Genomic DNA, 25,772 nt, shown 5'->3' with positions numbered 1-25,772 from the left:
GGGAGCCGGGATGAAAGCCTCTTGGGACATTTTTTGCAGCGTCGTCGATAACTATGGCGACGTCGGCGTGACCTGGCGTCTGGCCCGCCAGTTGGTGGCCGAGCATGGGATAGGCGTACGCCTGTGGATCGACGATCTGTCGGCGTTTGTGCGCCTGTATCCTCAGGCCAGTGCCGAGGCGGCTCAGCAGTGGCAGGAGGGCGTGAGCGTCTGTCACTGGCCCGAGTCCTGGGTGGATACGCAGGTGCCGGATGTCGTGATCGAGGCTTTTGCCTGCCGCCTGCCACCCGTGTACACCGACTCGATGTTGCAGCGTTCGCCCAGGCCCTTGTGGCTGAACCTGGATTATCTGAGCGCTGAAGAATGGGTCACCGGATGCCATGGCCTGCCTTCGTTGCAGTCGAGTGGCTTGAAGAAGTTCTTTTTCTTTCCCGGCTTTCGCGAGACGACCGGCGGTCTGTTGCGTGAGCAGGGGCTCATTGCGCAGCGTCAGGCTTTTCAGCATGACACGTCGGCACAGCAAGATTTCCTTCAGCAGTTGGGCGTCGAGCCGTGTGCCGGTGCTCGCCTGATTTCCGTGTTTGCCTACGAAAACCCCGGCATTGGCAGTTGGCTGGATCTGCTGGCCAATGATGAACGTCCCACCCATTTACTGGTGCCCGAAGGCCGTGTGCTGGGTGATGTGCAGCGCTGGCTGGGGACCGATGCCTTGCAGGCCGGAGCTTTCAAGCAACGTGGCGCTCTCGGCATTCAGGTGTTGCCATTTGTCCGGCAGCAAGACTATGACCGGCTTCTCTGGTGCTGTGATTTCAATGTCGTGCGGGGCGAGGACTCTTTCGTGCGTGCCCAATGGGCGGGGCGTCCGATGCTATGGCATATCTATCAGCAGGAAGGCGATGCCCATTTGCCCAAGCTCGATGCCTTTCTGGAGCTTTACCTCGCCGGGCTTTCGCCTGCTGCCGGGCAAGCGCTGAATGAGTTGTGGCAGGCCTGGAGTGCCGGCCGGGATCTTGGGGCAAGCTGGCTGGCGCTGGGCGTTCACTGGGCCGAACTCGAAAAGCATGCCGAGCGCTGGTGTCTGGAACAGGCCTCGCAAACCGATCTTGCTGCGGCGCTAGTACAGTTTTGTCGAAATTGGGAAGTGCAGCCGTGAGACACCAGTGTAGAAGGGCTTTGCGATGGCCATCACAGCATATGTGACAGTCGTTGTGACAACTGCAAGGCCCTCATCCAGAGGCGCACAGGCGCACGATAATGACCCACGCAGGCGCGTTAAGGACCACGCGAGGGCACCCATGGGGGGATGCGCGCACGGACCCGTAGTGAGGTGGTCATTCAGATTTTTCTGTCAGAGTCTCAAGGATCTTTAAGCCGCTTGGCGTTGTCTGTTTTTTCCTACAGACCCGCTCTTGAGTTTCCGGTAGCCTCCCGAGCGCTGGAATGAGACTGGCTTTATGTCCATGGACGACACACAAGGATGATGTTCAATGCTTGCTTCTGCTCGACTGGGTGATAAGCACGTATGTCCACTGCCCGGTCACGGTACTACTCCTATCGCCAGTGCATCGGCTGATGTGAATATCAGCTTCGCCGGTGCAGCCCGTGTTGGGGACGTTTGTGGGTGTGGTGCTGTTATCACTACTGGGTTCCCTTCTATTCTGGTTAATCACCGTCCCATGGCTCACTTAGGGAGTCCTACCAGTCACGGGGGGACAATCATCACGGGCTCAAGTGATACCTTTGGCGGCTTCGTCATGGGCGCGGCTCCAGATGCTGCAATCATTAATTTTGCAGTGCTGGGAGTATTCCGCCCGGATGGCTCTATAGACGACGAGAAGATGGCGACCTTACTGGCCGACCCGAGGTTGGTCGAGAAGGCTACCGCTGCAAAGGCTTTGGTAGATCCTAAGGCAGACGGTAAGGAGCCGGAACCAAAAGCGGAATCTGTCGTATGCAAAGATCCTGACAGGATGGAGGAGCTGGCGGCTTACATTGCTGGTGAGATGAACACCAACATCAATAGCTCTTCTGTGCGGCAGATGAAAGAACTAAACAGCTTTGATCCTGATGAGGAAACCCGTAAATACAATGCGCTCCCGTTTTACCTGCGCCTCGGTAAAGGGCCAGACTTTTACAGTATGGCATTGGGGAAACAGGCCAAAGCGTTCGCTATTTGGACTGAGCGCGTTGGTCAGAACAGACCTTGGGACCATAAGCCGATATTGTCGAAGCGCTTCGGGGGAATATGGCACAAGCAAGGAGAGTACGACTATTTCTATGATATCTGGTCGAACGTCCACTACGGATATGTGGGCGTGGCCGGTGGGCTTTCTGAGAGCGTCCTACTGGACGGTGCGGGGGTTGAGCAGATTGGGTCAGACACTTGGCGTTTCATCAAAGACCCTAAGAGATTTGATGGCCCGCGAAGGACTGAGGGAGTTGAAGGTATGCGTGCGTGGGACGATATCCCCGACAGGGTTTCGATCATTATCGGAATGAACCTGTATAAGGAATATCCAAATGGTGGCCTTACTGGGAAGGTCATTATGGATAAAGTGCTGGCAGTGCCTATAAGCGACTGGGCAACAGGGGTCCGACCACATGTCTGTCCGTGAGAAAAAGCTCTACTTAGGACGATGGGTTACAGGCTTCGTTTCTGTCCTGATTGCAATCTGGTATTTAGCTTTACCAAGAGTCGCCATTTACTACTCAAACGACGGCTCAAAAGGTCTCCATTACGTATTCAATACCCAGCATTCAATCTATCGACGGGACTTACTGCCCGGTGAGACAACCGGTGACGTCGGTCATATTTTCCCTGATGATGATTTCTTTATGATGTTTGATTGGTGGGCCGATAACACGACACCTCGATGCATCAACATCACGCCCAAACGGTGGGGCACGCTGGATATTTACCTTGATGGAAACGGTAGGGTCGACACCGCTAAAACAGACCCTGACGTTATTGCCCGGTTGCAACGGTGCGAGGGGCAAGGAGACCCTTTTAGGCCCTAAGGCTCTGTCAGGATAATTGCAAGATCACTCGACACAGCCACCAAGTAGAACGCAGACGACATCCCCAAAGGCTTCGACCAGAGGACCACCTTGGCTAACTCCAAGAGTGACAAGGAGTAAACCAAGAAATCGGTAGGTGACCCGGTGGGTGGCCAGAGTGCGCGTTACTGCCACAACGGTCTTCCACCGAGTAGTCATCGCTAAGCCTCCTTTATGTGAGTTGGTTATTTGTGGTCATTGATATTCATCGCCTGAGAGGGGTCTTTAAGAGGGGGCATGAGTAACCTTAAGTCCCCCTCTGCTTATAGTGAGTGGTTTTAACTGGGTGCTGGAAATGACCGAACGCCCTTGTTCAGTCATGCTTTCACCAGCCCATATAGTTGGTCGTCGTGCCGTCAGCCTCAAAGCTAAGCATCACGTCGCCCATGAGCATCTGACGGTGATCGTCAAAGCCCACCAATGGGTACTCCATCTGGTCCATTAAGAGTTCCCCCCCAGAATCTCTAAGTCCCCTTTCCAGCGCCTCAGTGAGGAACTGCACGCCGATTGCCAGATCCTCAAGGCGGTCGCTCCACATCAAAGCTGTACGCAATGATGCGCGCTCGTCGCCCCAATCTTCCATGCGATGCCACCTTCGTGCCATCATGAAAAAATATTGGATAGGCCAAAAGGCCCCGTGACGAAGGGATTCTATGTCATCAGTACCTTACAAATTCATCACGCAGTTATCGTCGTTTCAGAACCACGGTATGCAGTGTCCCCCATATGGAGCAACTCCAAAAAATCTACCTGCATGGAGATGGGTCGCCAACCCACTTACCAGTCAGTGTTTTGAGCCGCCCGCCGTCAGGAATCCCAACAGGCTGCTCAAGGATCCCCAGAAGGCGTGTTCGTCTTGGGCGCTTTCGATGTACACGAGCCAATCCCAAAGTATTAAAGCCTTCAAAGCTTTGGAGAAAAACATAAAGAACGCTCGAAAAGCGTTAGGTGATCACGTAGCTCATGTCATGATCACGCAGACTGATGGAGTGTGCACAACGCCGGATGGGTCTGGACACTTCGATCTGCACCAATACTCTACCAGTGTGGTTCATCAAACCATCTTAGTAATGAGCCCAATTCCATGAGCCTTCCTTTAATCGTCGGAGAGAAAATAGAGCCGAAGTTTTTTGCAAAGCATTCGTGGAATGCTGACCTGATAGATTTTGATGGCCCATTATTGAGTTTGTACAAGGGAGAGTATGACGAAGATCTTCTGTACATTTGGTTGGACTGTAACGCGACGAAAAATCGGTGGGGAGTAGTGCCTGTTTCGCGCAACAATCTCCGTGAGTATCTGGATAGCTCGGTCACACTCCAAACCGTATTTAAAGAATCTCCATGGATTGCTATATTTCATACGGGCTCCAGTTCCAATCGCAGAAATTCGCCGCTGCGCACTACATGGAGAAATCTACTCGAATACTTACCCGATGAGGATTCATATTTAGTTCCAGAAATATCAACAGAGGCTGCTCGACGTCTTGCGACGGAGGCTTGTGAAGAGTACCCACTGGGGCTTGATGGAGATATGTATATTGACGATATCGCCGCGATACCAAAGATTTATCAGCAGCTATACTCGTTTCACTACGGGCTCGAACATCTCTACAGGCCAGCTGTAAAGGCAACCTTAGATCGCCTCGCCAACAATTGGACTGGGGGCTTTAGCGCCGTACATCTCTTTACTGGTCTAAATCATGTGACACCATCAATTCATCGAGCGCAGGTTACTGAGATGCGCTACAACTCTCCCGGCCACATAAAGTTGGATCTATTGCCGCAGCTTGCTAAAAAAATAGAAATATCTGGCGGGCAAATAAAAAACGATACATCCTTCCATGCCTTGGAAGAGTTCTACACAACTACCTACAGATATTTCAAAGAGAACAAGATCTCTGGTTTTGATGATGAAAGTGAGGGGAGCACCGTTGATCTTGCCCCTGAAATTACTGAGCGCTTGAACGAGCTCGTTAATTTCTTTTTCCGGCTAATGCTGTGGGAAGACTATCGTGAACAGTTTAGCGTCCTTCAAGTCGGACCTCTACATCAGCTCAGAGCTTTGCTTGCGTACTACCGACGGCTCAGAAAACTGCGACCTTACTTGGTAACTGAGCGACTATCGCTGGGTCGCTCAAAATTGGCCATCTAAACTCAAATGGGGATCAGATTGGGCTCGCCCTTCACACGCACAGGCCCATCTGATCCCCATTTAGTTTTATGCACATCGCGTATTTCATTCAGTCTGTTTAATTTAAAACCCTGACTGCGATTACCTCCACTTATAATTGGGTTCTATCGAATCTCTACGCCCTGCGACTCCATAATCATGAGCAAGAGCTTCTGACTTACAGGGTCGTTCGGAACGAGCCCGCGAAGACCATAAATACACCAGTCATGTATTCCTGATCGGCACGGCGAGAGTCAGTCCCAGCGGCACCGAAGGCGTTGTAACCAACCTGTCCGGCGCTTGCGAGAACCCCATAGGCCGGAACCTGTTCGGCAATACGCCCAAGGGAACTGGTGATTCTGTCGTCCTTCGTGGCGCTGTACTTCATTGCGCCGGGCTCCTGTTGATCCTTAGGGCCTCTTGGGAGAATCGAGGAGCGGACCATTGCGGCCTGATCGAATCCCAGAGGTGCTGCTACGATGTTCGCCAGACCAAGAGGAGCCCCAATATGCGAGCTTCGTGATAGGGCTGCATAAGTCAGCATCTTCGGATCAAGTGATTGCTGTAGGAACTTCTCCCGCTGGTCTTTTGGCATCGAAGAGGCTTGGCTGTATTTCATTGCCATGTAAGCACTGACGGCCAGTCCTGTAGAAAGGACTGCCTGCATAGTCTGGTCGATAGCCCTACCGTTCTTTGTGGAATCATGGAAGCCACGGATGAGACGGGAGTTGACTGAACGCATCGTGAAGTTCTTGAACTGCATAGCGACCTTGATACCTGCCCCGTAGCCACGGTGTCAGCCGAAGAAAACTTGTGAGGGCGCAGAATGGTTTCATCCGCAACCTTGTCACCCATACGCCACAGGTCCATCGTCCGAGGGTCACGCTGAAACGCTGCCTTGTCGGTGAGTCTGTAGGCCCCATCCGGCTGTTTCTTCACGTAAGCCTTGATGAGGTCTTTCATTCCCTCAAATTGCTCGGAGGTGATAGACATCGACTTTAGGCGCTCTGGGGAGGGCCTTCATGATGTCTTGCGTGGTCAGCATTGCAGTAATCCGATCATTGGTGCGTAAGGATAGCGTGAAGTGGTCTGTGGTGGCCCTGCGAGGCCGTAGGCGCAGGTAGTAGCGTCCATTGCGTGTGTAGAGCCAAGGCTTAGCCAAAACGGTTTGTAACAGCCGTTGTGACGCCCGTTGTGACAATGGAGCCCTTGTGGTATCGGTCATGCCCTGAGAATCCTTAGTGTTTACTGGAGTCACGGCAGTGGCGCAGTTTTGTCGAAATTCGCTATGATACGCGGCCTTGATATCAGGCTCTGTACGAAAAGTGCCTGCGCAGGCTATTTCTCGTACAGAGCCTTTGGCTATTTCAATCCAAATTCGGATATATGCAATGAAAACTGGTAAAGAGCTGAAACCCGGCACCGTGATTCGTATCGACAACGATCCTTGGCTGGTCCAGAAGGCCGAGTTCACCAAGTCCGGTCGTAACAGCGCGATCATGAAGACCAAGCTGAAGAACCTGCTGACCGGTTACAAGACTGAAACCGTATACAGCGCTGACGACAAGCTGGACGACGTGATCCTGGATCGTAAAGAAGCCACCCTGTCTTTCATCAGCGGTGACTCATACACGTTCATGGACACCACTGACTACACCATGTACGAGCTGAACGCTGAAGACATCGAAGCCGTTCTGCCATTCGTCGAAGAAGGCATGACCGACGTTTGCGAAGCTGTGTTCTTCGAAGAGCGTCTGGTTTCCGTAGAGCTGCCGACCACCATCGTGCGTCAGATCGACTACACCGAAGGTTCCGCTCGTGGCGACACTTCGGGCAAGGTCATGAAGCCTGCCAAACTGAAAAACGGTACCGAGCTGAGCGTTGCTGACTTCATCGAAATCGGCGACATGATCGAGATCGACACCCGTGACGGCGGTTCCTACAAAGGCCGTGCCAAATAAGCATGGTCTTGTAACCCCGATACGCAAAAAACCCGCAGCGATGCGGGTTTTTTGTTTCTGCCGGTTTTACTTCAGATGTACTTTCAGCTCTTGCGAAGCTTGCAGCATCGCGGAACGAACAGCGGGCACCTGACTGACCACGTTGAGCAAGCCGTAGTCGTGGATCATGCCGTTGTAGCGTACGGCCGTGACAGCCACTCCAGCCTGATCCAGCTTGCGGGCATAGGCTTCACCCTCGTCGCGAAGGACGTCTGCACTGGCTGTCTGCACCAGCGCAGGTGGCAGACCTTTCAACTGATCGATGGAGGCGCGCAGTGGCGAGGCATAGATCTCGTTACGTTGCGCCGCGTCAGTGGTGTAGTTGTCCCAGAACCACTTCATCATGTTGCGAGTCAGGAAGTGCCCTTCGGCATACTGGTCATATGAACCGGTATTGAAGTTGGCATCCGTGACAGGCCATAGCAGCACCTGGTATCTGAGCGCCGGAGTGCCCTTGTCCTTGGCCATCAGGGCGACCACTGCCGCCATGTTGCCGCCGACACTGTTACCCGCTACGGCCAGACGCTTGCCATCGACATTGATTTCCTTGCCATGCTCGGCGACCCACTTGGTCGCGGCATAGGCCTGGTTGATTGCCGTCGGGTAATGCGCCTCCGGTGATGGCGTGTAGTTGACGAAGACCGCCACTGCCCCGGAACCCTCCACCAGATCACGAACCAGACGTTCGTGAGTCGGGAAGTCCCCCAGAACCCAGCCGCCGCCGTGGAAGAACATGAATACCGGCAAGGTCCCCTTCACACCGGCAGGTCGCACGATGTTCAGGCTGATGGATTGACCGTCCACCTTGATGGTTTTCTCGCTGACCTCGGCCTTGGGCAGCGTCAGCTTGACCCCGGCTTGAGCGCCGACCAATACCGCACGGGCATCCTTGGGCGACAACTGCTCGATGGGCTTTCCGGTACCTGAGTTCAAGGCATCCAGAAAGGCCTGAGTGTTGTGCTCGATGTCTGTGCTGCCGGCTGCAAAGGCGCTGCCAACGGACAGGGTCAGAAGAGTACAGGTCAAGACTTTGCTGAAGGTTTTCATGTTCGACTCCTGTGCCTGGGCGGGTTTAGACGGTTACATGCAAACGTACGTCGACATTGCCGCGGGTAGCGTTGGAGTAAGGGCAGACCTGGTGAGCGGCATCGACCAGTTGCTGGGCATCGGCTTGTTCAAGGCCCGGCAGGCTGATGTGCAGATCAATGTCCAGACCGAAGCCGCCTGGAATCTGACCAATGCCAACGTGAGCAGTGATCGAAGCGTCTGCCGGAATGCTGCGCTTGCTCTGGCCAGCGACGAATTTCAGGGCGCCGATGAAGCAGGCCGAATAGCCGGCAGCAAACAGTTGCTCCGGGTTGGTGGCTTCACCGCCTGCGCCACCAAGTTCTTTAGGGGTCGACAGTTTGACGTCGAGGATCTTGTCGCTGGAAACAGCACGGCCGTCACGGCCACCGGTAGCAGTTGCAACAGCGGTATAGAGAGTGTTCATGGCATTACCTCGCAGGTTGGTTTGATTGTTCGCAAAAATATTGTGCGCTAAATAAGTGGCTGTAAATTTATAGCGCAAATATTTAGCGCGCAAGTTAATTTTTGAAAATCAGGGCTGCCTACGCATCCGCAAGGATGGAAATGTCATCCAGTCAGGGATTTAAATCCATTTAAAACAAAGGCTTATTATTGCGTGTACCGTTCGTCGGCATGGCGCCGCAAGGCACGGGATGGCTTGCGCTTCGCTTAAAGGCTGTCATGCAGGTGGGTACGCAGCTCCAGCAGCTCGCTCTGCAGCACGCGCAATTTATCCAGAGTCAGTCCGCTGGACGAGAGGATACAGCCGGGAACGTCTCTGGCCTTTTGCTGAAGAGCGCGTCCCTGTTCTGTCAGATGCAGCAAGACCACTCGCTCGTCTTCCTTGCTGCGGGTGCGGCTGATGAAGCCTTCGGTTTCGAGACGCTTGAGCAGTGGCGTCAATGAGCCGGGATCGGTCAGCAGGCGAGTGCTGACATCACCGACGGTCAAGCCGTCTTTTTCCCACAGCACCATCATCGCCAGATATTGCGGATAGGTCAGCCCCAGTGCCTGGAGCAAGGGTTTGTAGACCTTGGTCATCATCAGCGAAGTGGAGTAGAGGGCGAAACACAGTTGGTTATCGAGCAGCAACGAGTCGCAATCGGCAGAAGTATCGGGGTCAAGACGGTCTTCGGCATTCATGGCCAATCCTCGTAAGCGGTGAAAATGTATCTAATTTAGTGCTGCAATCTTTAATGCGCCAGATAAATCCGGACGACCCTGAGGACAGGATACGAATCGAGGCCTGTCCATGCACGATATCTTGATGGATTCTCATGCATTGATCGTATGCCTGTGAGCCAAGACTGCGTAGCATTCACTCCCGTGGTCTGACTGGGGGCATGGTGTGATTGAAGTTGTGATGTTCGTGTTGATGGGGGCCGCGATGGGCACCCTGGGTGGGCTCTTCGGAATTGGTGGTGGACTGGTCGCAATTCCGGCGCTGGGAGTATTGTTCGGGCTTGATCAGCAATTGGCGCAAGGCACGGCATTGCTGATGGTGTTGCCCAACGTTTTGCTGGCCTTGTGGCGTTATAACCAGCGCAATCGTGTCCTGTTACGCAATGCGTTGATGCTTGTCATTCCCAGTTTCTTCCTGGCCTGGTTGACCTCTCTGCTGGCGGTCAGGGTCGATGCGCAACACATGCGTATCGGATTCGTGGTTTTCCTGATCCTGTTGACGATTTTCAACCTTGCCCAGATGTTCTCGCGCAAGGGGCAGGCCAGTACGCAGTTGCGTCACGTCAACTGGCTGTGGCTTCTGGGGGTCGGCTCCGGCGTCACCGGTGGGTTGTTCGGGGTTGGCGGCGGGGTGGTTGCCACGCCGATTCTCACCAGCGTATTCGGTGCGACTCAGGTTGTTGCGCAGGGGCTTGCCTTGACGCTGGCGGTGCCTAGCACGGCGATTACCTTGTTCACCTATGCGCTGCATGACCATGTCAATTGGTCCATGGGGATTCCTTTGGCAATTGGTGGCCTGGCCAGCGTCAGTTGGGGCGTGAAGCTGGCGCACTCGATGCCAGAGCGGCTGCTGCGGTACCTGTTCTGCCTGTTTCTGGTGTTCTGTGCCGTGATCCTGATGTTCAAGCTCTGAGGTCTTTCTACGCTTAAAGCCCTGACAGAGCGTCGCATAATCGGCTAGCGTTGCAGGCTCAGTCGGGAGTCTTGAATGTCTGTAGAGCTATCCCTCAAGCAAGCACGTCGCCTGGCACTGGCTGCTCAGGGTTTCAGTGGGCGCCAGCCGCCAGCCACCATCAAGGCCAGCCACGTCGCGCAGTTGATCCGGCGACTCGGTGTGGTGCAGATCGACTCGGTCAATGCGCTGGTTCGTTCACACTACCTGCCGTTGTATTCACGATTGGGCAACTATTCGCAGACGTTGCTGGATCAGGCTGCCTGGAGTCAGGGGCGGCATCGCACGTTGTTCGAGTATTGGGGGCACGAGGCATCGCTGCTCCCCGTCGAGCTTTATCCGCTGATGCGCTGGCGGATGAAGCGTGCAGGCCAGGGCGAAGGCATTTATCAGCAACTGGCCCGCTTTGGTCGTGAGCAGCAGCCGGTTATCGAGAGAGTCTTGCAGGCTGTTCATGAGCGGGGTGCGCTGGGGGCTGGCAGCCTCAGTTCCCGACAGGAGCGCGCAGGCCCCTGGTGGGACTGGAGTGCCGAGAAGCTTGCGCTGGAATGGTTGTTTGCTGCGGGTGAAGTCACGGTGGCCGGGCGTCGAGGTTTCGAGCGTCTGTATGACCTGCCGGAGCGAGTGTTGCCGGCTACCATCCTCGATCAGCCGGAAATCAACGAGGCCCAGGCCCAGCGTGGTCTGTTGCTGCATGCGGCAAAGGCCTTGGGCGTCGGTACGGAAAAGGACCTGCGGGATTATTTTCGACAGGATCCGCTCCCCAGCCGTCTGGCTCTTGCCGAGCTGGTCGAAACGGGCGAGTTGCAAAGGGTTCGGGTCGAAGGCTGGAAACAGCCTGCTTTCTGTCTGCCGGATATCCCGGAGCCTCGAAAAGTGTCGGCCAGCGCCTTGCTGTCGCCGTTCGACTCACTGATCTGGGAGCGTGCGCGCACCGAGCGGCTGTTCGATTTCCGCTATCGACTGGAGATCTACACGCCACAGCACAAGCGGGTTTACGGCTATTACGTCTTGCCGTTCCTGCACAACGAGCGTATCGCCGCGCGGGTCGACCTTCGTTCCGAACGGGCGGCAGGCTGTCTGGCGGTGTATGCCGTGCATGAAGAGGCGCGCGGGTTGGGCGAGGAGGGCAGAGAGGCGTTGACCCGCAACCTGCGCCAGTTGGCCGACTGGCTGGGGCTGCCAGATATACGAATCGTACAGACCGTGTGAAAACTACTGCGCTCGGCCATGCTGCGTTGAAAACAGGCTCGTGCGCGAGTCCGGGCTGGGCGCCCCCATCGCAATGCTCATTTACAACACGTAAAGTCGAGCGCGACTCCGACCGTTCCTCGCCTGTTTTCGCCTTGCCTGACCTTCGCTCGCTACGTTTTCACACGGTCTGCGCAGGAGCGACTTCAGTCGCGAATATCGGCCTTCGCGAATGAAGTCGCCCCCACGGTTTTTCAGCGTTTCACTTGCTTCAATGTCTCTGCAATCAAAAACGCCAGTTCCAGCGACTGATCGGCATTCATCCGTGGGTCGCAATGGGTGTGGTAACGATCCGACAATCCATCTTCGGTAATCGGGCGTGCGCCGCCGATGCATTCTGTGACGTTCTGGCCGGTCATTTCTATGTGGATACCGCCTGCGTAAGTGCCTTCGGCCTGATGCACCTGGAAGAACTGTTTCACTTCCCCGAGGATCTGCGCGAAGTCACGGGTCTTGTAGCCGCTGCTGGCCTTGATGGTGTTGCCATGCATCGGATCCGAACTCCACAGCACCTTGCGGCCTTCACGTTCCACGGCGCGAATCAGTTGCGGCAAGTGATCGCCGACCTTGTTGGCGCCCATGCGGGCGATCAGGTTCAGGCGGCCCGGATCGTTGTCGGGGTTGAGGGTGTCGATCAGGCGAATGAGGTCGTCGGTGTTCATGCTCGGGCCGACCTTGACCCCGATCGGGTTATGGACGCCGCGCAAGAACTCCACGTGGGCACCGTCCAGTTGTCGGGTGCGGTCGCCGATCCACAGCATGTGCGCCGAGCAATCGTAAAAGTCGTTGGTCAGGCTGTCGCGTCGCACGAAGGCTTCTTCGTAGTTCAGCAGCAAGGCTTCGTGAGCGGTGAAGAAACTGGTTTCGCGCAATTGTGGCGAACTGTCCAGGCCGCAGGCGCGCATGAATGCCAGGGTTTCGTCGATGCGGTCAGCCAGTTGGCTGTACTTCTGCGCCAGTGCCGAATTGGCAATGAAGTCCAGGTTCCACTGATGGACCTGATGCAGATCGGCAAAACCGCCCTGAGCGAAGGCCCGCAGCAGGTTCAGGGTGGCCGTGGACTGGTGATACGCCTGCAGAAGGCGCTCCGGGTCCGGGACGCGGCTCTTCTCGTCGAAACCGATAGCGTTGATGATGTCGCCGCGATAGGCCGGGAGCGTCACGCCGTCGATGGTTTCGTCGTTGGCCGAGCGAGGCTTGGCAAATTGCCCGGCCATGCGCCCGACCTTGACCACAGGGCAGCCAGCGGCAAAGGTCATTACCACGGCCATTTGCAGCAACACTTTGAACGTGTCGCGAATCTTCGCTGCCGAAAACTCCATGAAGCTTTCAGCACAATCGCCGCCTTGCAGCAGAAATGCACGGCCCTGAGAAACTTCGGCAAACTGGCGGCGCAGGTCTCGGGCTTCTCCGGCGAACACCAGAGGAGGATAGCTGGCCAGGCGTTGTTCGACTTCTGACAGGTGCGCGGCGTCAGGGTATTGAGGTTGTTGCTGAACAGGTAATGCCCGCCAGCTGTCGGGGCTCCAGGGTTGGCTCATTATTGGCTCTTGTGGGATATGCAATCGAATCGGCATGTTAACAGTTCAGGGTCGGGCTGCCAGTGCGTGCAGGACGAGCAGGCTCGATAGTTGTGACAAATGCTCTCGCTTGGCTGACAATTCGTCCTTTGCGCTCGGCGCGATTGCCAACCGGGAGAGGTGATGACTGAAGAGCGTGAGCGCGAAGAACGAATCCTGGCCGAAGTACATGATGATTTCGGCATGATTCGCGTGCTGGAGGTGGATGAGTATCGCTTCCTTGAATTTGGCGATGCCATTGAACAGAGTTGTACCTTCACTGCCGACCCTAGCTGGCTTGAGTATGACTACACCCGCGCCATGCTGATCGGTGCCTTGTGCCATGAAGCCCCCGAGAGCGCGTTGTTTCTCGGGCTGGGCGCCGGCACCCTCACTCAAGCCTGCATGAAGTTTCTGCCGCTGGACGATGTGGAAGTCATCGAGCTGCGCCCGGATGTTCCGCGCCTGGCAATCGAGTACATGGGGCTGGATGATGATCCGCGCCTGTATATCCGTATTGGCGATGCACTTGAGCTGCTCGACAGTGCGGAAACTGCCGACCTGATCTTTGTCGACCTCTATACCGATGTCGGCCCGGGAGCCGGGCATCTGGCGTGGAATTTTCTCCAGAGTTGCCAGCAGCGCCTCAATCCTGGCGGATGGTTGATCATCAACCAGTGGGCTACCGATGACGGCAAGCCTTTGGGGGCGGCGTTGCTGCGCGGGCTTTATCACCGCCATTACTGGGAACTGCCGGTGAAGGAGGGCAATGTCATCCTCATCGTGCCGACCGATCTGGAGCAGACCCTGAACGTCGAGTCGCTGACCCGCCGCGCCGAGGTGCTTGCGCCGCAGTTGGGCTACTCGTTGCTCCCCTTGATCAAGGACATTCGTTCGGCAACCTGACAGGGAATCAAGCGGTTCGGCGAGAAGCTGGAGTGAGACATTTCGCCGCATGTCGCGATGCGCAATCCCATTCATATGCATGAATGGGTGAAACGTTTAATTGATTGTGCCCGTAATCGCGGGCTCTCAAGGGATTCCGGTTTGTTTGTCCAGTTGCGCGATGCCTGCAAGCAGCGCTCCAGCCGCCAATATTTTGTAAAAAAAGCCTCACTTTCAAACGCAATTCCGGTATAGTGCGCGCCGGCCTTAAGAGGCCCTCGTCAGGTATTGCAGTTTTCCGAAGCCTGCTTCGGTAGCTTGTCCGTTTAGGACTATTCTTGACGATCCATTCATCAAACGTTTTCGCAAATCCCCGCCGACAAAGCAGCCAGGGTGACCTCAAGGTCGTACACGGCACGCGCAGCTTTGAAGCATGGGTCTTTGCGGATGCACCAGAGGCAGACCCATGACCCAGGAAATCGGCGGCTTCGCCGCTCTCGACCTTCATCCGAGTATTGTTGCAGCCGTCATCGCGACCGGCTACGAAGAGCCTTCGGCCATTCAGCAGCAATCCATCCCGATTATTCTTGCCGGCCACGACATGATCGGCCAGGCGCAGACCGGTACCGGTAAAACCGCCGCGTTCGCCCTGCCTATCCTGCATCGTATCGATCCGAGCAAGCGTGAGCCGCAAGCCCTGATCCTTGCTCCGACCCGCGAGCTGGCACTGCAAGTCGCCACCGCGTTTGAAACCTACGCCAAGCAGATGCCGGGCGTGACTGTTGTTGCCGTATACGGCGGTGCGCCAATGGGCCCGCAGCTCAAGGCTATCCGCAATGGCGCGCAGATCGTTGTCGCCACTCCAGGTCGCCTGTGCGATCACCTGCGTCGTGACGAGAAAGTCCTCGCTACCGTGAACCATCTGGTTCTCGACGAAGCGGACGAAATGCTGAAGCTGGGCTTCATGGACGACCTGGAAGTCATCTTCAAGGCCATGCCGGAAAGCCGCCAGACCGTTCTGTTCTCGGCTACCCTGCCGCAGTCGATCCGTGCCATCGCCGAACGCCATCTGCGCGATCCGAAGCACGTCAAGATCCAGACCAAGACCCAGACCGTTACCGCGATCGAGCAGGCTCACCTGCTGGTTCACGCTGACCAGAAGACCTCTGCCGTACTGAGCCTGCTGGAAGTCGAGGACTTCGACGCCCTGATCATGTTCGTCCGCACCAAGCAGGCGACCCTGGATCTGGCCAGCGCTCTGGAAGCCAAAGGCTACAAGGCCGCTGCGCTGAACGGCGACATCGCCCAGAACCAGCGTGAGCGCGTTATCGATTCCCTCAAGGATGGCCGTCTGGACATCGTTGTGGCGACCGACGTTGCTGCCCGTGGTCTCGACGTTCCGCGTATCACTCACGTGTTCAACGTGGACATGCCTTACGATCCTGAGTCCTACGTTCACCGTATCGGCCGTACCGGCCGTGCCGGTCGCGAAGGTCGTGCGCTGCTGCTGGTGACTCCACGTGAGCGCCGCATGCTGCAAGTGATCGAGCGTGTGACTGGCCAGAAAGTCGTGGAAGTCCGCCTGCCGGATTCCCAGGCAGTTCTGGATGCCCGCATCAAGAAACTGACCAACAGCCTGTCGCCGTTGGTGGCTGATGCAGAAGCCAGCCACGGTGACCTGCTGGATCGCCTGACTGCCGACATCGGCTGCACGCCACGTGCTCTGGCTGCTGCCCTGCTGCGCAAGGCTACCAACGGTCAGGCTCTGACGCTGTCCGCTATCGAGCGTGAGCGTCCACTGGTGCCGAACAACGCGCCGCGTGCTGATCGTGGTGAGCGTAGCGACCGTGGTGATCGTCCTGAGCGCGAGCGTCGTGCTCCGTTGCCTCTTGCCGAAGGCCGTGCTCGTTGCCGTACCGCGCTGGGCGCGCGTGATGGTATCGCTGCCAAGAACCTGCTGGGTGCAATCCTCAACGAAGGCGGCCTGGCCCGCGAAGCGATCGGCCGTATCCAGGTTCGTGACAGCTTCAGCCTGGTCGAGCTGCCGGAAGATGGCCTTGAGCGTCTGCTGACCAAGCTCAAGGACACCCGCGTTGCTGGCAAGCAGTTGAAGCTGCGTCGCTATCGCGAAGACTGATCGACACCTGAGTTGATCGTCAGATGAAAAAATCCCCGACTGGTTCGGGGATTTTTTTTGCCCTGGATTCAGTCAGTCAAACCGGTAGATATCCATACCCAGTGCTCCCATGGTGAAGCCCTTATAGGCAATGCTGAATCTGCCGCCAGCCCCGCGTGCGAAATACAGCGGTAACAGGTGCTCATCGCTCGGATGGTTGCGTACTGCATGTGGCGCGAGTGTGCGGTAGTTGTGCAGTGCCGGCTCGTCGTTGCTTTCCAGTCGTTCGGTCATCCAGTCACGAAACTCTTTTGCCCAGGGCTCGATGCTTTCCGGTCCGGCATTCCAATCCAGTTCGCGCAGGTTATGGGTAATGCTGCCGGAGCCTATGATCAGCACACCTTGTTCGCGCAAGCTGGCGATCGCCTGGCCGACACGGGTCTGCAAGGCGGGGCCTTGGCGGCTTGGCAGCGAAATCTGCACTATCGGGATGTCGGCTTGCGGATACATCAACGACAGCGGTACCCATACACCATGGTCAAAGGGACGTCGGCTGTCTGTACGGGCTGGCAGACCGCTTGCAGCCAGCAGTTCGACCAGCTCAGCGGTCAGTGTCGGCAAACCTTTGGCCGGGTACTGAACAGCGAACAGAGCGGCCGGGAAGCCACCGAAGTCATGCCAGGTTTCCGGTTGCGGATTGCCGTTGACGATCAGCTCGTTGCTTTCCCAGTGCGCGGAAACAATCACGATGGCCTTGGGTCTGGGCATTTCGCTCGCCAGACGAGCCAGCGCCGGACCGCTCTCGCCGGGTTCAAGCGCCAGCATGGGAGAACCGTGGGAGATAAACAGGCTGGGGAACATGATGAAGTCCTGAGTCTTTGAGATGCGCCTATCTTGGGGCAGAGCATTGATCGGAATCCAATATAAGTTCTTAGGCGTTCTGATCGAAATTTCTGAAGTGTTGGCGGTGCGGCAATTAGAGGCCTGCAAGACAGGCACAAAAAAGGGCGACTCGCGTCGCCCTTTCTGGATTTTGCAGCTCTGGATCAACCGCGACGACGCAGCGCCTCGATACGTTCTTCCAGTGGCGGGTGGCTCATGAACAGGCCAGCCAGACCGTGTTTCAGGCCGCCATTGATACCGAAAGCGCTCATGGTGCTAGGCATGTTGACCGGTACGCCCTGTTCGGAGCGCAGGCGTTGCAGAGCGCCAATCATTGCGCTGGTGCCAGCCAGTCGCGCACCAGCTTCGTCAGCCCGGTATTCGCGTTTGCGCGAGAACCACATCACGATGGCGCTGGCCAGGAAGCCCAGTACCAGTTCGGCAAAGATCGTGGTGATGTAGTAGGCGATACCCTGGCCGTTTTCAGTCTTGAAGATCACCTTGTCGACGAAGTTGCCGATGATCCTCGCAAAGAACATCACGAAGGTGTTCACAACGCCCTGTACCAGCGCCAGCGTCACCATGTCGCCATTGGCTACGTGACCGATTTCGTGGGCCAGCACGGCTTTTACTTCGTCGGGCGAAAAGCGCTCCAGCAAACCCTGGCTGACCGCAACCAGCGCGTCGTTCTTGTTCCAGCCTGTGGCGAAGGCATTGGCCTCGTAGGCAGGGAAAATACCGACTTCCGGCATTTTGATGCCCGCTTCCCTGGACAGTTGTTCAACGGTCTGCAGCAACCATTGCTCATGGCGAGTGCGAGGCTGGGTAATGATCTGCGTGCCGGTGCTCATTTTTGCCGACCATTTGGAGATGAGCAGCGAGAACAGAGAGCCGGCGAAACCGAACACGGCGCAGAAGACCAGCAGCTGATTGAGGTTGAGATCAACCCCGTTGGCCGCCATGAACCCATTGAAGCCAAAAAGGCTCAAGGTGATGCTGGCAATCAGCACGACCGCAAGGTTAGTGGCCAAAAACAGCAAAATGCGCATCATGGTCGAAACGTTCTCCTCGGGAATAAATGCAACGTGATGCCGGGTATATAAGGTGATGCCCGCTGCTATTCAACAGGGGGACTATTTCAAACTGTGTCGTTTTGTCGTATTCGATGTTAATCCTCCCAACCTGAATGGCACCTGAGCCAATGCTGCGGGCGTTTTGTTGGAGGATTGAGGGGCGGCGGGGGCGGGGAGATATTGCAGGAACTGCCCCGAATCGGGTTCGGGGCAGGAGGTCAGGTGGCTTACTGCTTGTAGCCCTTGACGAAGTTACCGATGCGTCCGATGGCCTGTTCAAGGTCGTCGACACGTGGCAGCGTCACCACGCGGAAGTGGTCAGGCCATGGCCAGTTGAATGCGGTGCCCTGTACCACCAGCAGCTTTTCCGACAGCAGCAGGTCGAGGACGAATTTTTCGTCGTTGTGGATAGGGCAGACCTTCGGGTCGATACGCGGGAAGGCGTACAGCGCGCCCATGGGTTTGACGCAGCTTACGCCTGGAATGTCGTTGAGCAGCTCCCAGGTGCGGTTGCGTTGTTCCAGCAGGCGTCCTTGCGGCAGAACCAGGTCGTTGATGCTCTGGTAGCCGCCCAGTGCCGTTTGAATGGCGTGCTGGCTCGGTACGTTGGCGCACAGGCGCATGTTGGCCAGGATGTCGATGCCTTCGATGTAGCTCTGGGCATTGTGCTTGGGGCCGGAAATAGCGACCCAGCCGGAACGGAAGCCCGCAACGCGGTAAGACTTGGACAGGCCGTTGAAGGTCAGGCACAGCAGGTCCGGTGCCAGCGATGCGGTGCTGATGTGTACAGCTTCGTCGTAGAGGATCTTGTCGTAGATCTCGTCCGAGAACACCACCAGATTGTGCTGGCGAGCCAGCTCCAGCATCCCCAGGAGTACTTCCTTGGAATACACGGCGCCGGTCGGGTTGTTCGGGTTGATGATGACCATGGCCTTGGTGTTCGGCGTGATCTTGGCCTTGATGTCTTGCAGGTCAGGCCACCAGTTGGCCTGCTCATCGCACAGGTAATGCACCGGGTTGCCGCCTGCCAGGCTGACGGCAGCGGTCCACAGTGGGTAATCCGGGGCCGGGATCAGGACTTCGTCGCCATTGTTGAGCAGCGCCTGCATCGACATCACGATCAGTTCGGAGACGCCGTTGCCCAGGTAGATGTCCTCGATGCCGATGCCGTCGACCTGTTTCTGCTGGTAATACTGCATCACGGCCTTGCGAGCGCTGAACAGGCCCTTGGAGTCACTGTAGCCCTGGGCTGTCGGCAGATTGCGGATCACGTCCTGGAGGATTTCGTCCGGCGCCTCGAAACCAAACGGTGCCGGGTTGCCGATATTCAGCTTGAGGATGCGATGACCTTCCTCTTCCAGGCGTTTGGCGTGCTTGAGCACTGGCCCGCGAATGTCATAGCAGACGTTTGCGAGCTTGTTCGATTTGCTGAACTGCATGTGATTGATCCCGAAAATGGACGAGTTGTTGCTTGCTTGCAACGAAGGTCGCTGGACATGACCCGATGAAAATGGGTTTGTATGCGACAAACGCGGGTGACAGACTGACATCTGATGAGGCGCAATCATACGTGCCACCCGATCAGTGGAAAAGACACAGATCGGGCTTTTTCGGATTCGGAGGTGTACCTGTGGACAAGTTGCACAAGACGCTTGAAGAGTGGAAGCAAATGCTCGATCCAGAGCAGTACAACGTCTGTCGCCTGAAAGCGACCGAACGACCTTTTACGGGCAAGTACAACGGCACGAAGACCCCGGGCGTCTACCATTGTGTGTGTTGTGACGAGGCGTTGTTCGATTCTGCCACCAAGTTCGATTCCGGCTGTGGCTGGCCGAGTTTCCATGCGCCGATAGAAGGCAGTGCGGTGGTAGAAGTACGCGATATCAGCCACGGGATGATTCGTACCGAGGTGGTGTGCGCGAAATGCGATGCCCATCTGGGGCATGTATTCCCCGATGGCCCGCCACCGACGGGCCTGCGTTATTGCATCAATTCGGTGTGCCTGGATCTGGTGCCACGGGCGTAGCCCTGTCATGTTCGTTGTCTGGCTTATCGACCTCTATCAACAGGGGAAATTGAATGCGCGCGTCATTCGATTGCAGGCTAACGTCATCATTCATTTTTGTGAGGCATCGTCATGAGCGAAAACCTGTTGAGCATTCCTTGCACCACGATCAAGGGTGAGCAGAAGACCCTGGCCGATTTCGCGGGTAAAGCGGTGCTGGTGGTCAATACGGCAAGCAAGTGTGGTTTCACCCCGCAATACAAGGGGCTTGAGGAACTCTGGCAGCAGTATCGCGACCGCGGGCTGGTGGTGTTGGGTTTTCCCTGCAACCAGTTTGGCAAGCAGGAACCGGGCAATGAAGGGGCTATCTCCGAATTCTGCGAGCTGAATTACGGTGTCAGCTTCCCGTTGTTCAAAAAGATCGACGTCAACGGCAGTCAGGCTCATCCGCTGTTCGTGCAGTTGAAGAAGAAAGCGCCGGGCCTTCTGGGTTCGGAGCGTATCAAGTGGAACTTCACCAAGTTCCTGGTCGACAGGGAGGGGAAACTGGTCAGGCGCTTTGCCCCGCTGACCAAGCCCGAAGAGTTGACCGGCGAGATCGAAGCCCTGCTCAAATAGCCCGGTTGTCCTGCACGAGCGGAATCCACTGGTCCAGCATGCTGACCAGTTCCGCTCGGCGAAACGGTTTGGCCAGATAGTCGTTCATGCCCGCTGCCCTGCAACGTTCACGCTCTTCGGGCATGGCGTTGGCGGTCAGGGCGACAATAGGCAGGTCGGGCCAGCGCCCGCTGCTGCGGATCTGGCGGCTGGCCTCGTAACCGTCCATGACTGGCATGTTGCAGTCCATCAGGACCAGATCGAAGTAACTGTGCTCCAGTTGCTCGATGGCCTCTGCTCCATGGGCACTGACAATCACTTCGCAGCCCAGTTTGCTGAGCATGCCCTTGGCGACCAGTTGATTGACCGGGTTGTCTTCCACCAACAGGATTCGTGCCGGGCGCTGGGTCGCCAGTTCTTCGGGAGATGTATCGTTTACCCCCGATTCCTCCATATGCAGGGCGCGTCGCAAGGTGTTGTAGAGCGCATTGCGGGCCAGCGGTCGAGCCTGCTGCTGCAAGGGCGCCAGGGCGCTGACCTGCTCGACGGGCATGAAGTTGCCATAGGCGGTGACCAGCAGAATGGGCACCTGTGTGGCCGGACGTATCGCGAACAGGCATTCCGGGCAATCGGTAATCACCAGATCGGTATGCGGGTCGAGTTCCAGCTCGCAGGTTTGATCGTCGATGCCCCGGCGGGTGAAGTCGACTCCCCAGGTGGGCAGCAGGGTGCCAAGCAGTTCCACCAGGCCGCTGCCCGCCATGCTGATCACCGTCACGCGCCCCTTGAGCGCTGGCGGCATGACGGCTGTCAGGTGGACCGGCAACGGTAGCTCGGCACAGAACAGGCTACCGAAGCCTGACTGCGACTGGATACTCAGCTTGCCGTTCATGGCCTCGCACAAGTTGTAAGTCAGGGCCAGCCCAAGCCCGGTGCCGCCAAATTGCCGGGTGATTGCGGTTTCGGCCTGGGTGAAAGGCTGGAAGATCCGTTCCTGAGCTTCCTTGGCGATACCAATTCCCGTGTCGCGTACTTCGATCCGCACCCGGTTTTCACGAGTTTCAGGGTCCGGTGCGCAGGAAAGACGCACATCCACACGCCCGAAACGGGTGAACTTGAGGGCGTTGGAGAGCAGGTTGCTGACGATCTGCCTGACCCGTGTAGGGTCGCCGATCACCAGCGGGGGGAAGTCCGGGGCGATCAGGCAGGTCAGTTCCACGCTGGGCGCAGCGTTCTGCGAGAGCAGGTTGGCGGTGTCTTCGACCAGTGTGCCCAGATCGAAAGGGATGTGCTCGATTTCCAGGTGCCCGGCGTTGAACTTGGACATGTCGAGAATATCGTTGAGCAGTTCGACCAGCACCTTGCCCGAGTCGTGGGCAATCATCAGTTGCTGGCGTTGCTCGGCGCTGAGCGGGCCATCCAGTGACAGGGCCAGCATTCCCAGCAGTCCGTTGAGCGGCGTGCGGATCTCGTGGCTCATGTGCGCCAGGAAGGCCGAGCGGGCGTGGGCCATGTCCAGTGCGGTGCTGCGGGCGATCTGCAATTCTTCGTTGGACTGGCTGAGGCGAATGTTGCTGGCCTTGAGTTCGTTGGTGCGTGCCGAAACGATGTTTTCCAGTTCGTTCAAGTGATTGGTGAGTCGATCCTCGGCCTCTCGGCGTCTGGCGAACTCGGTACTCATGGTTTCGATATGCAGGTTGAATGTCTTGACCAGCACGCCGATTTCATCGTTTTCATGATTGGGCGGGCAGGCCATTTTCTTCTGGATCGGGCTGCGCGGATCGTGACGGCTCAAGTCGCGGATCAGATTGACCAGCGGCTTGGTCAGGGTCGCGTAGAACAGCATGGTCAGAATTCCCGCCAGTACGAGGCTGCGGACGAAGCCGTTGAGCAGGGTGATCTCTGCCCGTTGCAGGAAGTGGCTGCCGAAGGCAAAGGTATCGACGGTCAGGCTCAGGGTCCCGATCACCTCGCTGGGCATATGGTCCAGGTGCAGGACTTCCTCGAAATGCCGGCTTTCGCCGAACAGCCAGTCACTGAGCATCCGGTAGCGCCCGCTCGCCATGGGGCGTTCGACGCTGGAGAGCACCATATTGTTGTTATCGGTCAGCCGGGCGCTGACCACGGCCGGGGAGTGCAGCAGGCCGAGAGTCAGCTCCTGGGCCAGTTCGGCGTCGATGTTGTACGCCATGCGTGAAGCCGGGTTGTGGCTGATTTCCATCAAAGAGCCAATTTCACGATCGATGGAGGCATCTTCGCTGGCATAATCGAGGGCAATCTGGAACAGGCTGAGCAAGGTTCCAAGAATGAAACCGATCAATACGGCCATCCGGGCCTGCTTGAACGACAGCCTGTTAGTGAACGATATATCCATGGAGTTCAGTCGCTTCTGGTACCCGGTGCGGGGCTAGCATAGCCGATCATGCATTGTCGTTAATCAGTTAAATATAAGGAGGTTTCGTGGATTCTCGGTTGATGGCTTTTCTGGAGCGCGCCGATGCCGTGCTGGCTCGTCTTGAGCCCTTGTTGCCTGCCGTTCGCGAGCCTGTCGACTGGTCCGCGACCCTGGCGGCGCGTTGGGTGCGCGAGGGGCGCAGCGGTTATCTGTTGCCGCTTGAAGTCAGCCTGACCATGCGCCTGTCCGATCTGATCGGGGTCGATCTGCAACGTGATCAACTGGGGCGCAATACTCGCCAGTTCATCGATGGCCTGCCTGCCAACCATGCGCTGCTGTGGGGTTCGCGTGGCACTGGCAAGTCTTCGTTGATTCGCGCCTTGCTGGCCGAGTATGCCGGGGCAGGCTTGCGTCTGATCGAAATCGAGCGCGATCATCTGGGTGACCTGCCGCGTCTGGTCGAGCACTTGCAGAAACTGCCGCAGCGTTTCGTGCTGTTTTGCGATGACCTCTCTTTCGAGTCGGGCGAGGGTGATTATCGCGTACTCAAGAGCGTGCTCGATGGCTCGCTGGAGCAGGCGCCGGACAACGTGCTTCTGTATGCAACCTCCAATCGCCGCCATCTGGTGCCCGAGAAGGAGAGCGATAACGAAAACTGGAAGCATGTGGATGGCGAACTGCATCCCAGCGAGGCGGTCGAGGACAAGATCGCGTTATCGGATCGCTTTGGCCTGTGGCTGTCTTTTTATCCGTTCACTCAGGAGCACTTCCTGAATGTGGTGGAGCACTGGATTAGCCAGTTGGCACAGAGTGCCGGTCTGACCTGGCAGCGTGATGAAGAGCTGGACAAGGCTGCTGTCCGTTGGGCGACAGGGCGGGGTAATCGTAATGGTCGTTGTGCCTATCAGTTTGCGCGTTACTGGGTAGGCCTGAAATTGTTGGAGCAACAGGCATGATCGATTTGCAGGATGTGGGTGCAGGCCAGGAAGGTTATGACCTGCTCGCCGCACAGTTACAGGCATTGTTGGCCGATGAGCGTGATTTCATTGCCAATGCCGCGCAGTTTTCTGCGTTTCTCCATACCCAGATAACGGATCTGAACTGGGCCGGCTTTTATCTGAATCGCAACGAAGAGCTGGTGCTCGGGCCGTTCCAGGGCAAGGTTGCCTGCGTGCGGATTCCATTCGGGCGTGGTGTGTGCGGTGCTGCGGCACAAAGTCGGCAAACCCAGCGGGTTGAAGATGTTCATGCATTTGCCGGGCACATCGCTTGCGACAGTGCCTCGAACAGTGAACTGGTCATCCCGTTGATAAAGGAAGGGCGCCTGATAGGTGTGCTGGATCTGGATAGCCCGAAGCTGGGGCGATTCAAGGAGGAGGATCAGAAGGGGATCGAGCGTATGGCGGCTATCTTTCTGGCGTCCACCGACTGTTGAGTCGGGAGCCTTTCCGCCGTTGCGCAGTGCAGCGCAACGGCGGTGCGGTTATCAATCGTAGATAACCTTCTTCTTCCATTCCGATTCGACTTCGTCGGCCTTCAGGCCTTCAGTCAGGGCGTTGTCATCGTCATCGGTAGGAGCAGTATTGGTCAGCACCATCGAGTTGGCGCGGGCCAGTTGTTTTTCCATGGCCTGCAATTGTTGTTGATAGGTCACAGGGTCCGGCTGGTTGCGCAGGTATTGCACGCCGCGCTCGAATGCCAGGCGAGCCTGACCCGGCTGCTCTTGAGAGAGTGCAAGCTGGCCCAGGTTATTGAAGAACTCGATATGCAGGTTCACCAGGATGACGCGGATTTCACGAATCCAGTGTTTGGCTTCGCTGGTCGGCAGAAAGCCGTCATGGGCGGCGCGAGTGACCTGGCCATGAAGCGCTTCCAATAGAAAGCGAATGTCCTTGGCCTTGGCTTCGGTCTGGATCGGGCTGACCTGATTGGTAACCTGAATGCGGTCGCCTTGGGCTACCAGTTCTTCCAGTTCGGTGACGCGGGTCTTGAGCTGCGTGTTGCTTTTTTCCAGCGCAAGCATGCGCTGCACGACATTGAGCTCAAGACGGGTCAGCAACAACTTGAGGGCTGGCGACATTAGCTGGCCAGGGAAGGTTTCGCTGATTTCACTGCAACGCCGCAGTCGGTCGCTGAGTTCTACCTTTGCGCGAGCCTTGTCCAGTTTGCTGTTTTCAGCGACATGGTTCAGGTAGCCAATCGCTATAAGCAGCGCGATACCAGCTACTACCATCAGCGTGATCATGAGTGGTGTCACTGCGCAAACCTCATTTTTTCCGTAAATATTGTGCGAGTGTAGTGGCTAAGCACTATTGCGCATAGATGCCTCCGTCGGACATTGCAACTAAATGTTCTCTTTAGACAAGGGTTTTCCGGCCAACGGTCTTCACCTTAAAGAGGGGCGAAGTCGTTGATTTAAATAAATTTTCAGAATGGGGTTGACGACCTGCCAAACCATCCATAGAATGCGCGCCACTTACAGCGTAAAGCACACAGCGAAGCGCAATAAGTAGTGAATGTTGCACGTGTGTCCCCTTCGTCTAGTGGCCTAGGACACCGCCCTTTCACGGCGGTAACAGG

General features: G+C 56.7%; 25 protein-coding genes. 13 read left to right on the top strand and 12 right to left on the bottom strand.

Going from position 1 to position 25,772, the window contains the following annotated elements; genetic code table 11:
* Positions 1-10 precede the first annotated feature (10 nt).
* From earP to ACODS3_RS25100, 3 genes are all read left to right on the top strand, one after another.
* Entirely contained in the window at positions 11-1,153 is a 1,143-nt protein-coding gene (earP, locus tag ACODS3_RS25110; RefSeq protein WP_489036757.1) for an elongation factor P maturation arginine rhamnosyltransferase EarP, read from the top strand.
* A 334-nt stretch (positions 1,154-1,487) separates the two neighbouring features.
* On the top strand, positions 1,488-2,615 hold the full coding sequence (locus ACODS3_RS25105; protein WP_489036755.1) for a polymorphic toxin type 44 domain-containing protein: 1,128 nt from the start codon (positions 1,488-1,490) through the stop codon (positions 2,613-2,615).
* Positions 2,602-3,018: a hypothetical protein gene (locus tag ACODS3_RS25100; RefSeq protein WP_489036753.1), complete on the top strand. Its 417-nt coding sequence runs from the start codon at positions 2,602-2,604 to the stop codon at positions 3,016-3,018. Before ACODS3_RS25105 ends, ACODS3_RS25100 begins: the two co-directional genes overlap by 14 nt.
* A gap of 24 nt (positions 3,019-3,042) precedes the next feature.
* Here the strand turns inward: ACODS3_RS25100 and ACODS3_RS25095 are convergent, their stop codons facing one another.
* Complete coding sequence (locus tag ACODS3_RS25095; RefSeq protein WP_221560658.1) at positions 3,043-3,216, bottom strand: gp19.5 family protein; 174 nt, start codon at positions 3,214-3,216, stop codon at positions 3,043-3,045.
* A gap of 166 nt (positions 3,217-3,382) precedes the next feature.
* On the bottom strand, positions 3,383-3,640 hold the full coding sequence (locus ACODS3_RS25090) for a hypothetical protein (RefSeq protein ID WP_489036752.1): 258 nt from the start codon (positions 3,638-3,640) through the stop codon (positions 3,383-3,385).
* Positions 3,641-4,141: 501 nt separating this feature from the next.
* On the opposite strand from ACODS3_RS25090, the gene ACODS3_RS25085 reads away from it, so the two are divergent.
* Complete coding sequence (locus ACODS3_RS25085; RefSeq protein WP_489036750.1) at positions 4,142-5,209, top strand: hypothetical protein; 1,068 nt, start codon at positions 4,142-4,144, stop codon at positions 5,207-5,209.
* A gap of 196 nt (positions 5,210-5,405) precedes the next feature.
* Here the strand turns inward: ACODS3_RS25085 and ACODS3_RS25080 are convergent, their stop codons facing one another.
* Positions 5,406-5,990, bottom strand: coding sequence for a hypothetical protein (locus ACODS3_RS25080; RefSeq protein WP_489036748.1), 585 nt, complete (start codon positions 5,988-5,990; stop codon positions 5,406-5,408).
* 628 nt (positions 5,991-6,618) lie between these two features.
* Between ACODS3_RS25080 and ACODS3_RS25075 the strand changes: the two genes are divergently transcribed.
* The gene (locus ACODS3_RS25075) at positions 6,619-7,188 is read left to right on the top strand and encodes an elongation factor P (protein ID WP_025261272.1); all 570 of its coding nucleotides are present in this window, start codon (positions 6,619-6,621) and stop codon (positions 7,186-7,188) included.
* Between the two features lie 66 nt (positions 7,189-7,254).
* On the opposite strand, the gene ACODS3_RS25070 is transcribed toward ACODS3_RS25075, so the two are convergent.
* The 3 genes from ACODS3_RS25070 to ACODS3_RS25060 all read right to left on the bottom strand — a co-directional run bounded on the left by ACODS3_RS25070 (position 7,255) and on the right by ACODS3_RS25060 (position 9,438).
* Positions 7,255-8,274, bottom strand: coding sequence for an alpha/beta hydrolase (locus ACODS3_RS25070; RefSeq protein ID WP_489036746.1), 1,020 nt, complete (start codon positions 8,272-8,274; stop codon positions 7,255-7,257).
* Between the two features lie 25 nt (positions 8,275-8,299).
* Positions 8,300-8,719: an organic hydroperoxide resistance protein gene (locus tag ACODS3_RS25065; protein ID WP_201019379.1), complete on the bottom strand. Its 420-nt coding sequence runs from the start codon at positions 8,717-8,719 to the stop codon at positions 8,300-8,302.
* Between the two features lie 245 nt (positions 8,720-8,964).
* A complete protein-coding gene (locus ACODS3_RS25060; RefSeq protein WP_201019378.1) occupies positions 8,965-9,438 on the bottom strand; it encodes a MarR family winged helix-turn-helix transcriptional regulator in 474 nt (157 codons plus the stop codon).
* Positions 9,439-9,643: 205 nt separating this feature from the next.
* Here ACODS3_RS25060 and ACODS3_RS25055 point away from each other — a divergent pair, with 205 nt between their 5' ends.
* Positions 9,644-10,390: a sulfite exporter TauE/SafE family protein gene (locus ACODS3_RS25055; RefSeq protein ID WP_200999910.1), complete on the top strand. Its 747-nt coding sequence runs from the start codon at positions 9,644-9,646 to the stop codon at positions 10,388-10,390.
* A 75-nt stretch (positions 10,391-10,465) separates the two neighbouring features.
* A complete protein-coding gene (locus ACODS3_RS25050; RefSeq protein WP_489036743.1) occupies positions 10,466-11,641 on the top strand; it encodes a winged helix-turn-helix domain-containing protein in 1,176 nt (391 codons plus the stop codon).
* A 233-nt stretch (positions 11,642-11,874) separates the two neighbouring features.
* Here the strand turns inward: ACODS3_RS25050 and ACODS3_RS25045 are convergent, their stop codons facing one another.
* On the bottom strand, positions 11,875-13,221 hold the full coding sequence (locus ACODS3_RS25045) for a class II 3-deoxy-7-phosphoheptulonate synthase (protein ID WP_200999908.1): 1,347 nt from the start codon (positions 13,219-13,221) through the stop codon (positions 11,875-11,877).
* A gap of 162 nt (positions 13,222-13,383) precedes the next feature.
* Here ACODS3_RS25045 and ACODS3_RS25040 point away from each other — a divergent pair, with 162 nt between their 5' ends.
* Both ACODS3_RS25040 and ACODS3_RS25035 read left to right on the top strand, forming a co-directional pair.
* Positions 13,384-14,145 carry a spermidine synthase gene (locus ACODS3_RS25040; RefSeq protein ID WP_489036741.1) on the top strand — a complete coding sequence of 254 codons (762 nt, stop codon included), beginning with the start codon at positions 13,384-13,386 and terminating at the stop codon, positions 14,143-14,145.
* Positions 14,146-14,590: 445 nt separating this feature from the next.
* A complete protein-coding gene (locus tag ACODS3_RS25035) occupies positions 14,591-16,261 on the top strand; it encodes a DEAD/DEAH box helicase (RefSeq protein ID WP_489036739.1) in 1,671 nt (556 codons plus the stop codon).
* A gap of 72 nt (positions 16,262-16,333) precedes the next feature.
* On the opposite strand, the gene ACODS3_RS25030 is transcribed toward ACODS3_RS25035, so the two are convergent.
* The 3 genes from ACODS3_RS25030 to ACODS3_RS25020 form a co-directional block, all read right to left on the bottom strand.
* Positions 16,334-17,101 (bottom strand): DODA-type extradiol aromatic ring-opening family dioxygenase, encoded by a 768-nt coding sequence (locus ACODS3_RS25030; RefSeq protein WP_489036737.1) that lies wholly within the window; start codon positions 17,099-17,101, stop codon positions 16,334-16,336.
* Positions 17,102-17,286: 185 nt separating this feature from the next.
* Positions 17,287-18,174 (bottom strand): protease HtpX, encoded by an 888-nt coding sequence (gene htpX / locus ACODS3_RS25025; RefSeq protein WP_025261263.1) that lies wholly within the window; start codon positions 18,172-18,174, stop codon positions 17,287-17,289.
* Between the two features lie 248 nt (positions 18,175-18,422).
* Positions 18,423-19,634 carry a pyridoxal phosphate-dependent aminotransferase gene (locus ACODS3_RS25020; RefSeq protein ID WP_025261262.1) on the bottom strand — a complete coding sequence of 404 codons (1,212 nt, stop codon included), beginning with the start codon at positions 19,632-19,634 and terminating at the stop codon, positions 18,423-18,425.
* 191 nt (positions 19,635-19,825) lie between these two features.
* On the opposite strand from ACODS3_RS25020, the gene msrB reads away from it, so the two are divergent.
* On the top strand, positions 19,826-20,221 hold the full coding sequence (gene msrB, locus ACODS3_RS25015; RefSeq protein WP_236123884.1) for a peptide-methionine (R)-S-oxide reductase MsrB: 396 nt from the start codon (positions 19,826-19,828) through the stop codon (positions 20,219-20,221).
* 111 nt (positions 20,222-20,332) lie between these two features.
* Positions 20,333-20,818: a glutathione peroxidase gene (locus tag ACODS3_RS25010; protein WP_489036734.1), complete on the top strand. Its 486-nt coding sequence runs from the start codon at positions 20,333-20,335 to the stop codon at positions 20,816-20,818.
* On the opposite strand, the gene ACODS3_RS25005 is transcribed toward ACODS3_RS25010, so the two are convergent.
* Positions 20,811-23,171: a hybrid sensor histidine kinase/response regulator gene (locus ACODS3_RS25005; protein ID WP_201019374.1), complete on the bottom strand. Its 2,361-nt coding sequence runs from the start codon at positions 23,169-23,171 to the stop codon at positions 20,811-20,813. The genes ACODS3_RS25010 and ACODS3_RS25005 overlap by 8 nt on opposite strands.
* An 86-nt stretch (positions 23,172-23,257) precedes the next feature.
* Here ACODS3_RS25005 and ACODS3_RS25000 point away from each other — a divergent pair, with 86 nt between their 5' ends.
* Together ACODS3_RS25000 and ACODS3_RS24995 are read left to right on the top strand one after the other, a co-directional pair.
* Entirely contained in the window at positions 23,258-24,148 is an 891-nt protein-coding gene (locus ACODS3_RS25000; RefSeq protein ID WP_200999901.1) for an ATP-binding protein, read from the top strand.
* Complete coding sequence (locus ACODS3_RS24995) at positions 24,145-24,627, top strand: GAF domain-containing protein (RefSeq protein WP_200999900.1); 483 nt, start codon at positions 24,145-24,147, stop codon at positions 24,625-24,627. The genes ACODS3_RS25000 and ACODS3_RS24995 overlap by 4 nt, the downstream gene beginning before the upstream one ends.
* Before the next feature lie 51 nt (positions 24,628-24,678).
* Here the strand turns inward: ACODS3_RS24995 and ACODS3_RS24990 are convergent, their stop codons facing one another.
* Positions 24,679-25,437 carry a hypothetical protein gene (locus ACODS3_RS24990; RefSeq protein ID WP_200999899.1) on the bottom strand — a complete coding sequence of 253 codons (759 nt, stop codon included), beginning with the start codon at positions 25,435-25,437 and terminating at the stop codon, positions 24,679-24,681.
* Positions 25,438-25,772 lie beyond the last annotated feature (335 nt).

The sequence above is a fragment of the Pseudomonas sp. FG43 genome (assembly GCF_057809175.1).
The sequence above is the reverse complement of the archived record's forward strand: the minus strand, read 5'-3'. Positions and strand labels throughout refer to the sequence as shown.

Excerpts from the sequence above, each read along its gene's own strand:
- ACODS3_RS25070 (WP_489036746.1), bottom strand. The coding sequence starts at position 8,274 with ATGAAAACCTTCAGCAAAGTCTTGACCTGTACTCTTCTGACCCTGTCC.
- ACODS3_RS25090 (WP_489036752.1), bottom strand. The coding sequence starts at position 3,640 with ATGGAAGATTGGGGCGACGAGCGCGCATCATTGCGTACAGCTTTGATG.
- ACODS3_RS25100 (WP_489036753.1), top strand. The coding sequence starts at position 2,602 with ATGTCTGTCCGTGAGAAAAAGCTCTACTTAGGACGATGGGTTACAGGC.
- ACODS3_RS25105 (WP_489036755.1), top strand. The coding sequence starts at position 1,488 with ATGCTTGCTTCTGCTCGACTGGGTGATAAGCACGTATGTCCACTGCCC.
- ACODS3_RS24990 (WP_200999899.1), bottom strand. The coding sequence starts at position 25,437 with ATGATCACGCTGATGGTAGTAGCTGGTATCGCGCTGCTTATAGCGATT.
- ACODS3_RS25080 (WP_489036748.1), bottom strand. The coding sequence starts at position 5,990 with ATGCAGTTCAAGAACTTCACGATGCGTTCAGTCAACTCCCGTCTCATC.
- ACODS3_RS25030 (WP_489036737.1), bottom strand. The coding sequence starts at position 17,101 with ATGTTCCCCAGCCTGTTTATCTCCCACGGTTCTCCCATGCTGGCGCTT.
- ACODS3_RS25040 (WP_489036741.1), top strand. The coding sequence starts at position 13,384 with ATGACTGAAGAGCGTGAGCGCGAAGAACGAATCCTGGCCGAAGTACAT.
- ACODS3_RS25050 (WP_489036743.1), top strand. The coding sequence starts at position 10,466 with ATGTCTGTAGAGCTATCCCTCAAGCAAGCACGTCGCCTGGCACTGGCT.
- ACODS3_RS25060 (WP_201019378.1), bottom strand. The coding sequence starts at position 9,438 with ATGAATGCCGAAGACCGTCTTGACCCCGATACTTCTGCCGATTGCGAC.
- ACODS3_RS25075 (WP_025261272.1), top strand. The coding sequence starts at position 6,619 with ATGAAAACTGGTAAAGAGCTGAAACCCGGCACCGTGATTCGTATCGAC.
- earP (WP_489036757.1), top strand. The coding sequence starts at position 11 with ATGAAAGCCTCTTGGGACATTTTTTGCAGCGTCGTCGATAACTATGGC.
- ACODS3_RS25095 (WP_221560658.1), bottom strand. The coding sequence starts at position 3,216 with ATGACTACTCGGTGGAAGACCGTTGTGGCAGTAACGCGCACTCTGGCC.
- ACODS3_RS25085 (WP_489036750.1), top strand. The coding sequence starts at position 4,142 with ATGAGCCTTCCTTTAATCGTCGGAGAGAAAATAGAGCCGAAGTTTTTT.
- htpX (WP_025261263.1), bottom strand. The coding sequence starts at position 18,174 with ATGATGCGCATTTTGCTGTTTTTGGCCACTAACCTTGCGGTCGTGCTG.
- ACODS3_RS25045 (WP_200999908.1), bottom strand. The coding sequence starts at position 13,221 with ATGAGCCAACCCTGGAGCCCCGACAGCTGGCGGGCATTACCTGTTCAG.
- ACODS3_RS25020 (WP_025261262.1), bottom strand. The coding sequence starts at position 19,634 with ATGCAGTTCAGCAAATCGAACAAGCTCGCAAACGTCTGCTATGACATT.
- ACODS3_RS25035 (WP_489036739.1), top strand. The coding sequence starts at position 14,591 with ATGACCCAGGAAATCGGCGGCTTCGCCGCTCTCGACCTTCATCCGAGT.
- ACODS3_RS24995 (WP_200999900.1), top strand. The coding sequence starts at position 24,145 with ATGATCGATTTGCAGGATGTGGGTGCAGGCCAGGAAGGTTATGACCTG.
- ACODS3_RS25010 (WP_489036734.1), top strand. The coding sequence starts at position 20,333 with ATGAGCGAAAACCTGTTGAGCATTCCTTGCACCACGATCAAGGGTGAG.
- ACODS3_RS25005 (WP_201019374.1), bottom strand. The coding sequence starts at position 23,171 with ATGGATATATCGTTCACTAACAGGCTGTCGTTCAAGCAGGCCCGGATG.
- ACODS3_RS25065 (WP_201019379.1), bottom strand. The coding sequence starts at position 8,719 with ATGAACACTCTCTATACCGCTGTTGCAACTGCTACCGGTGGCCGTGAC.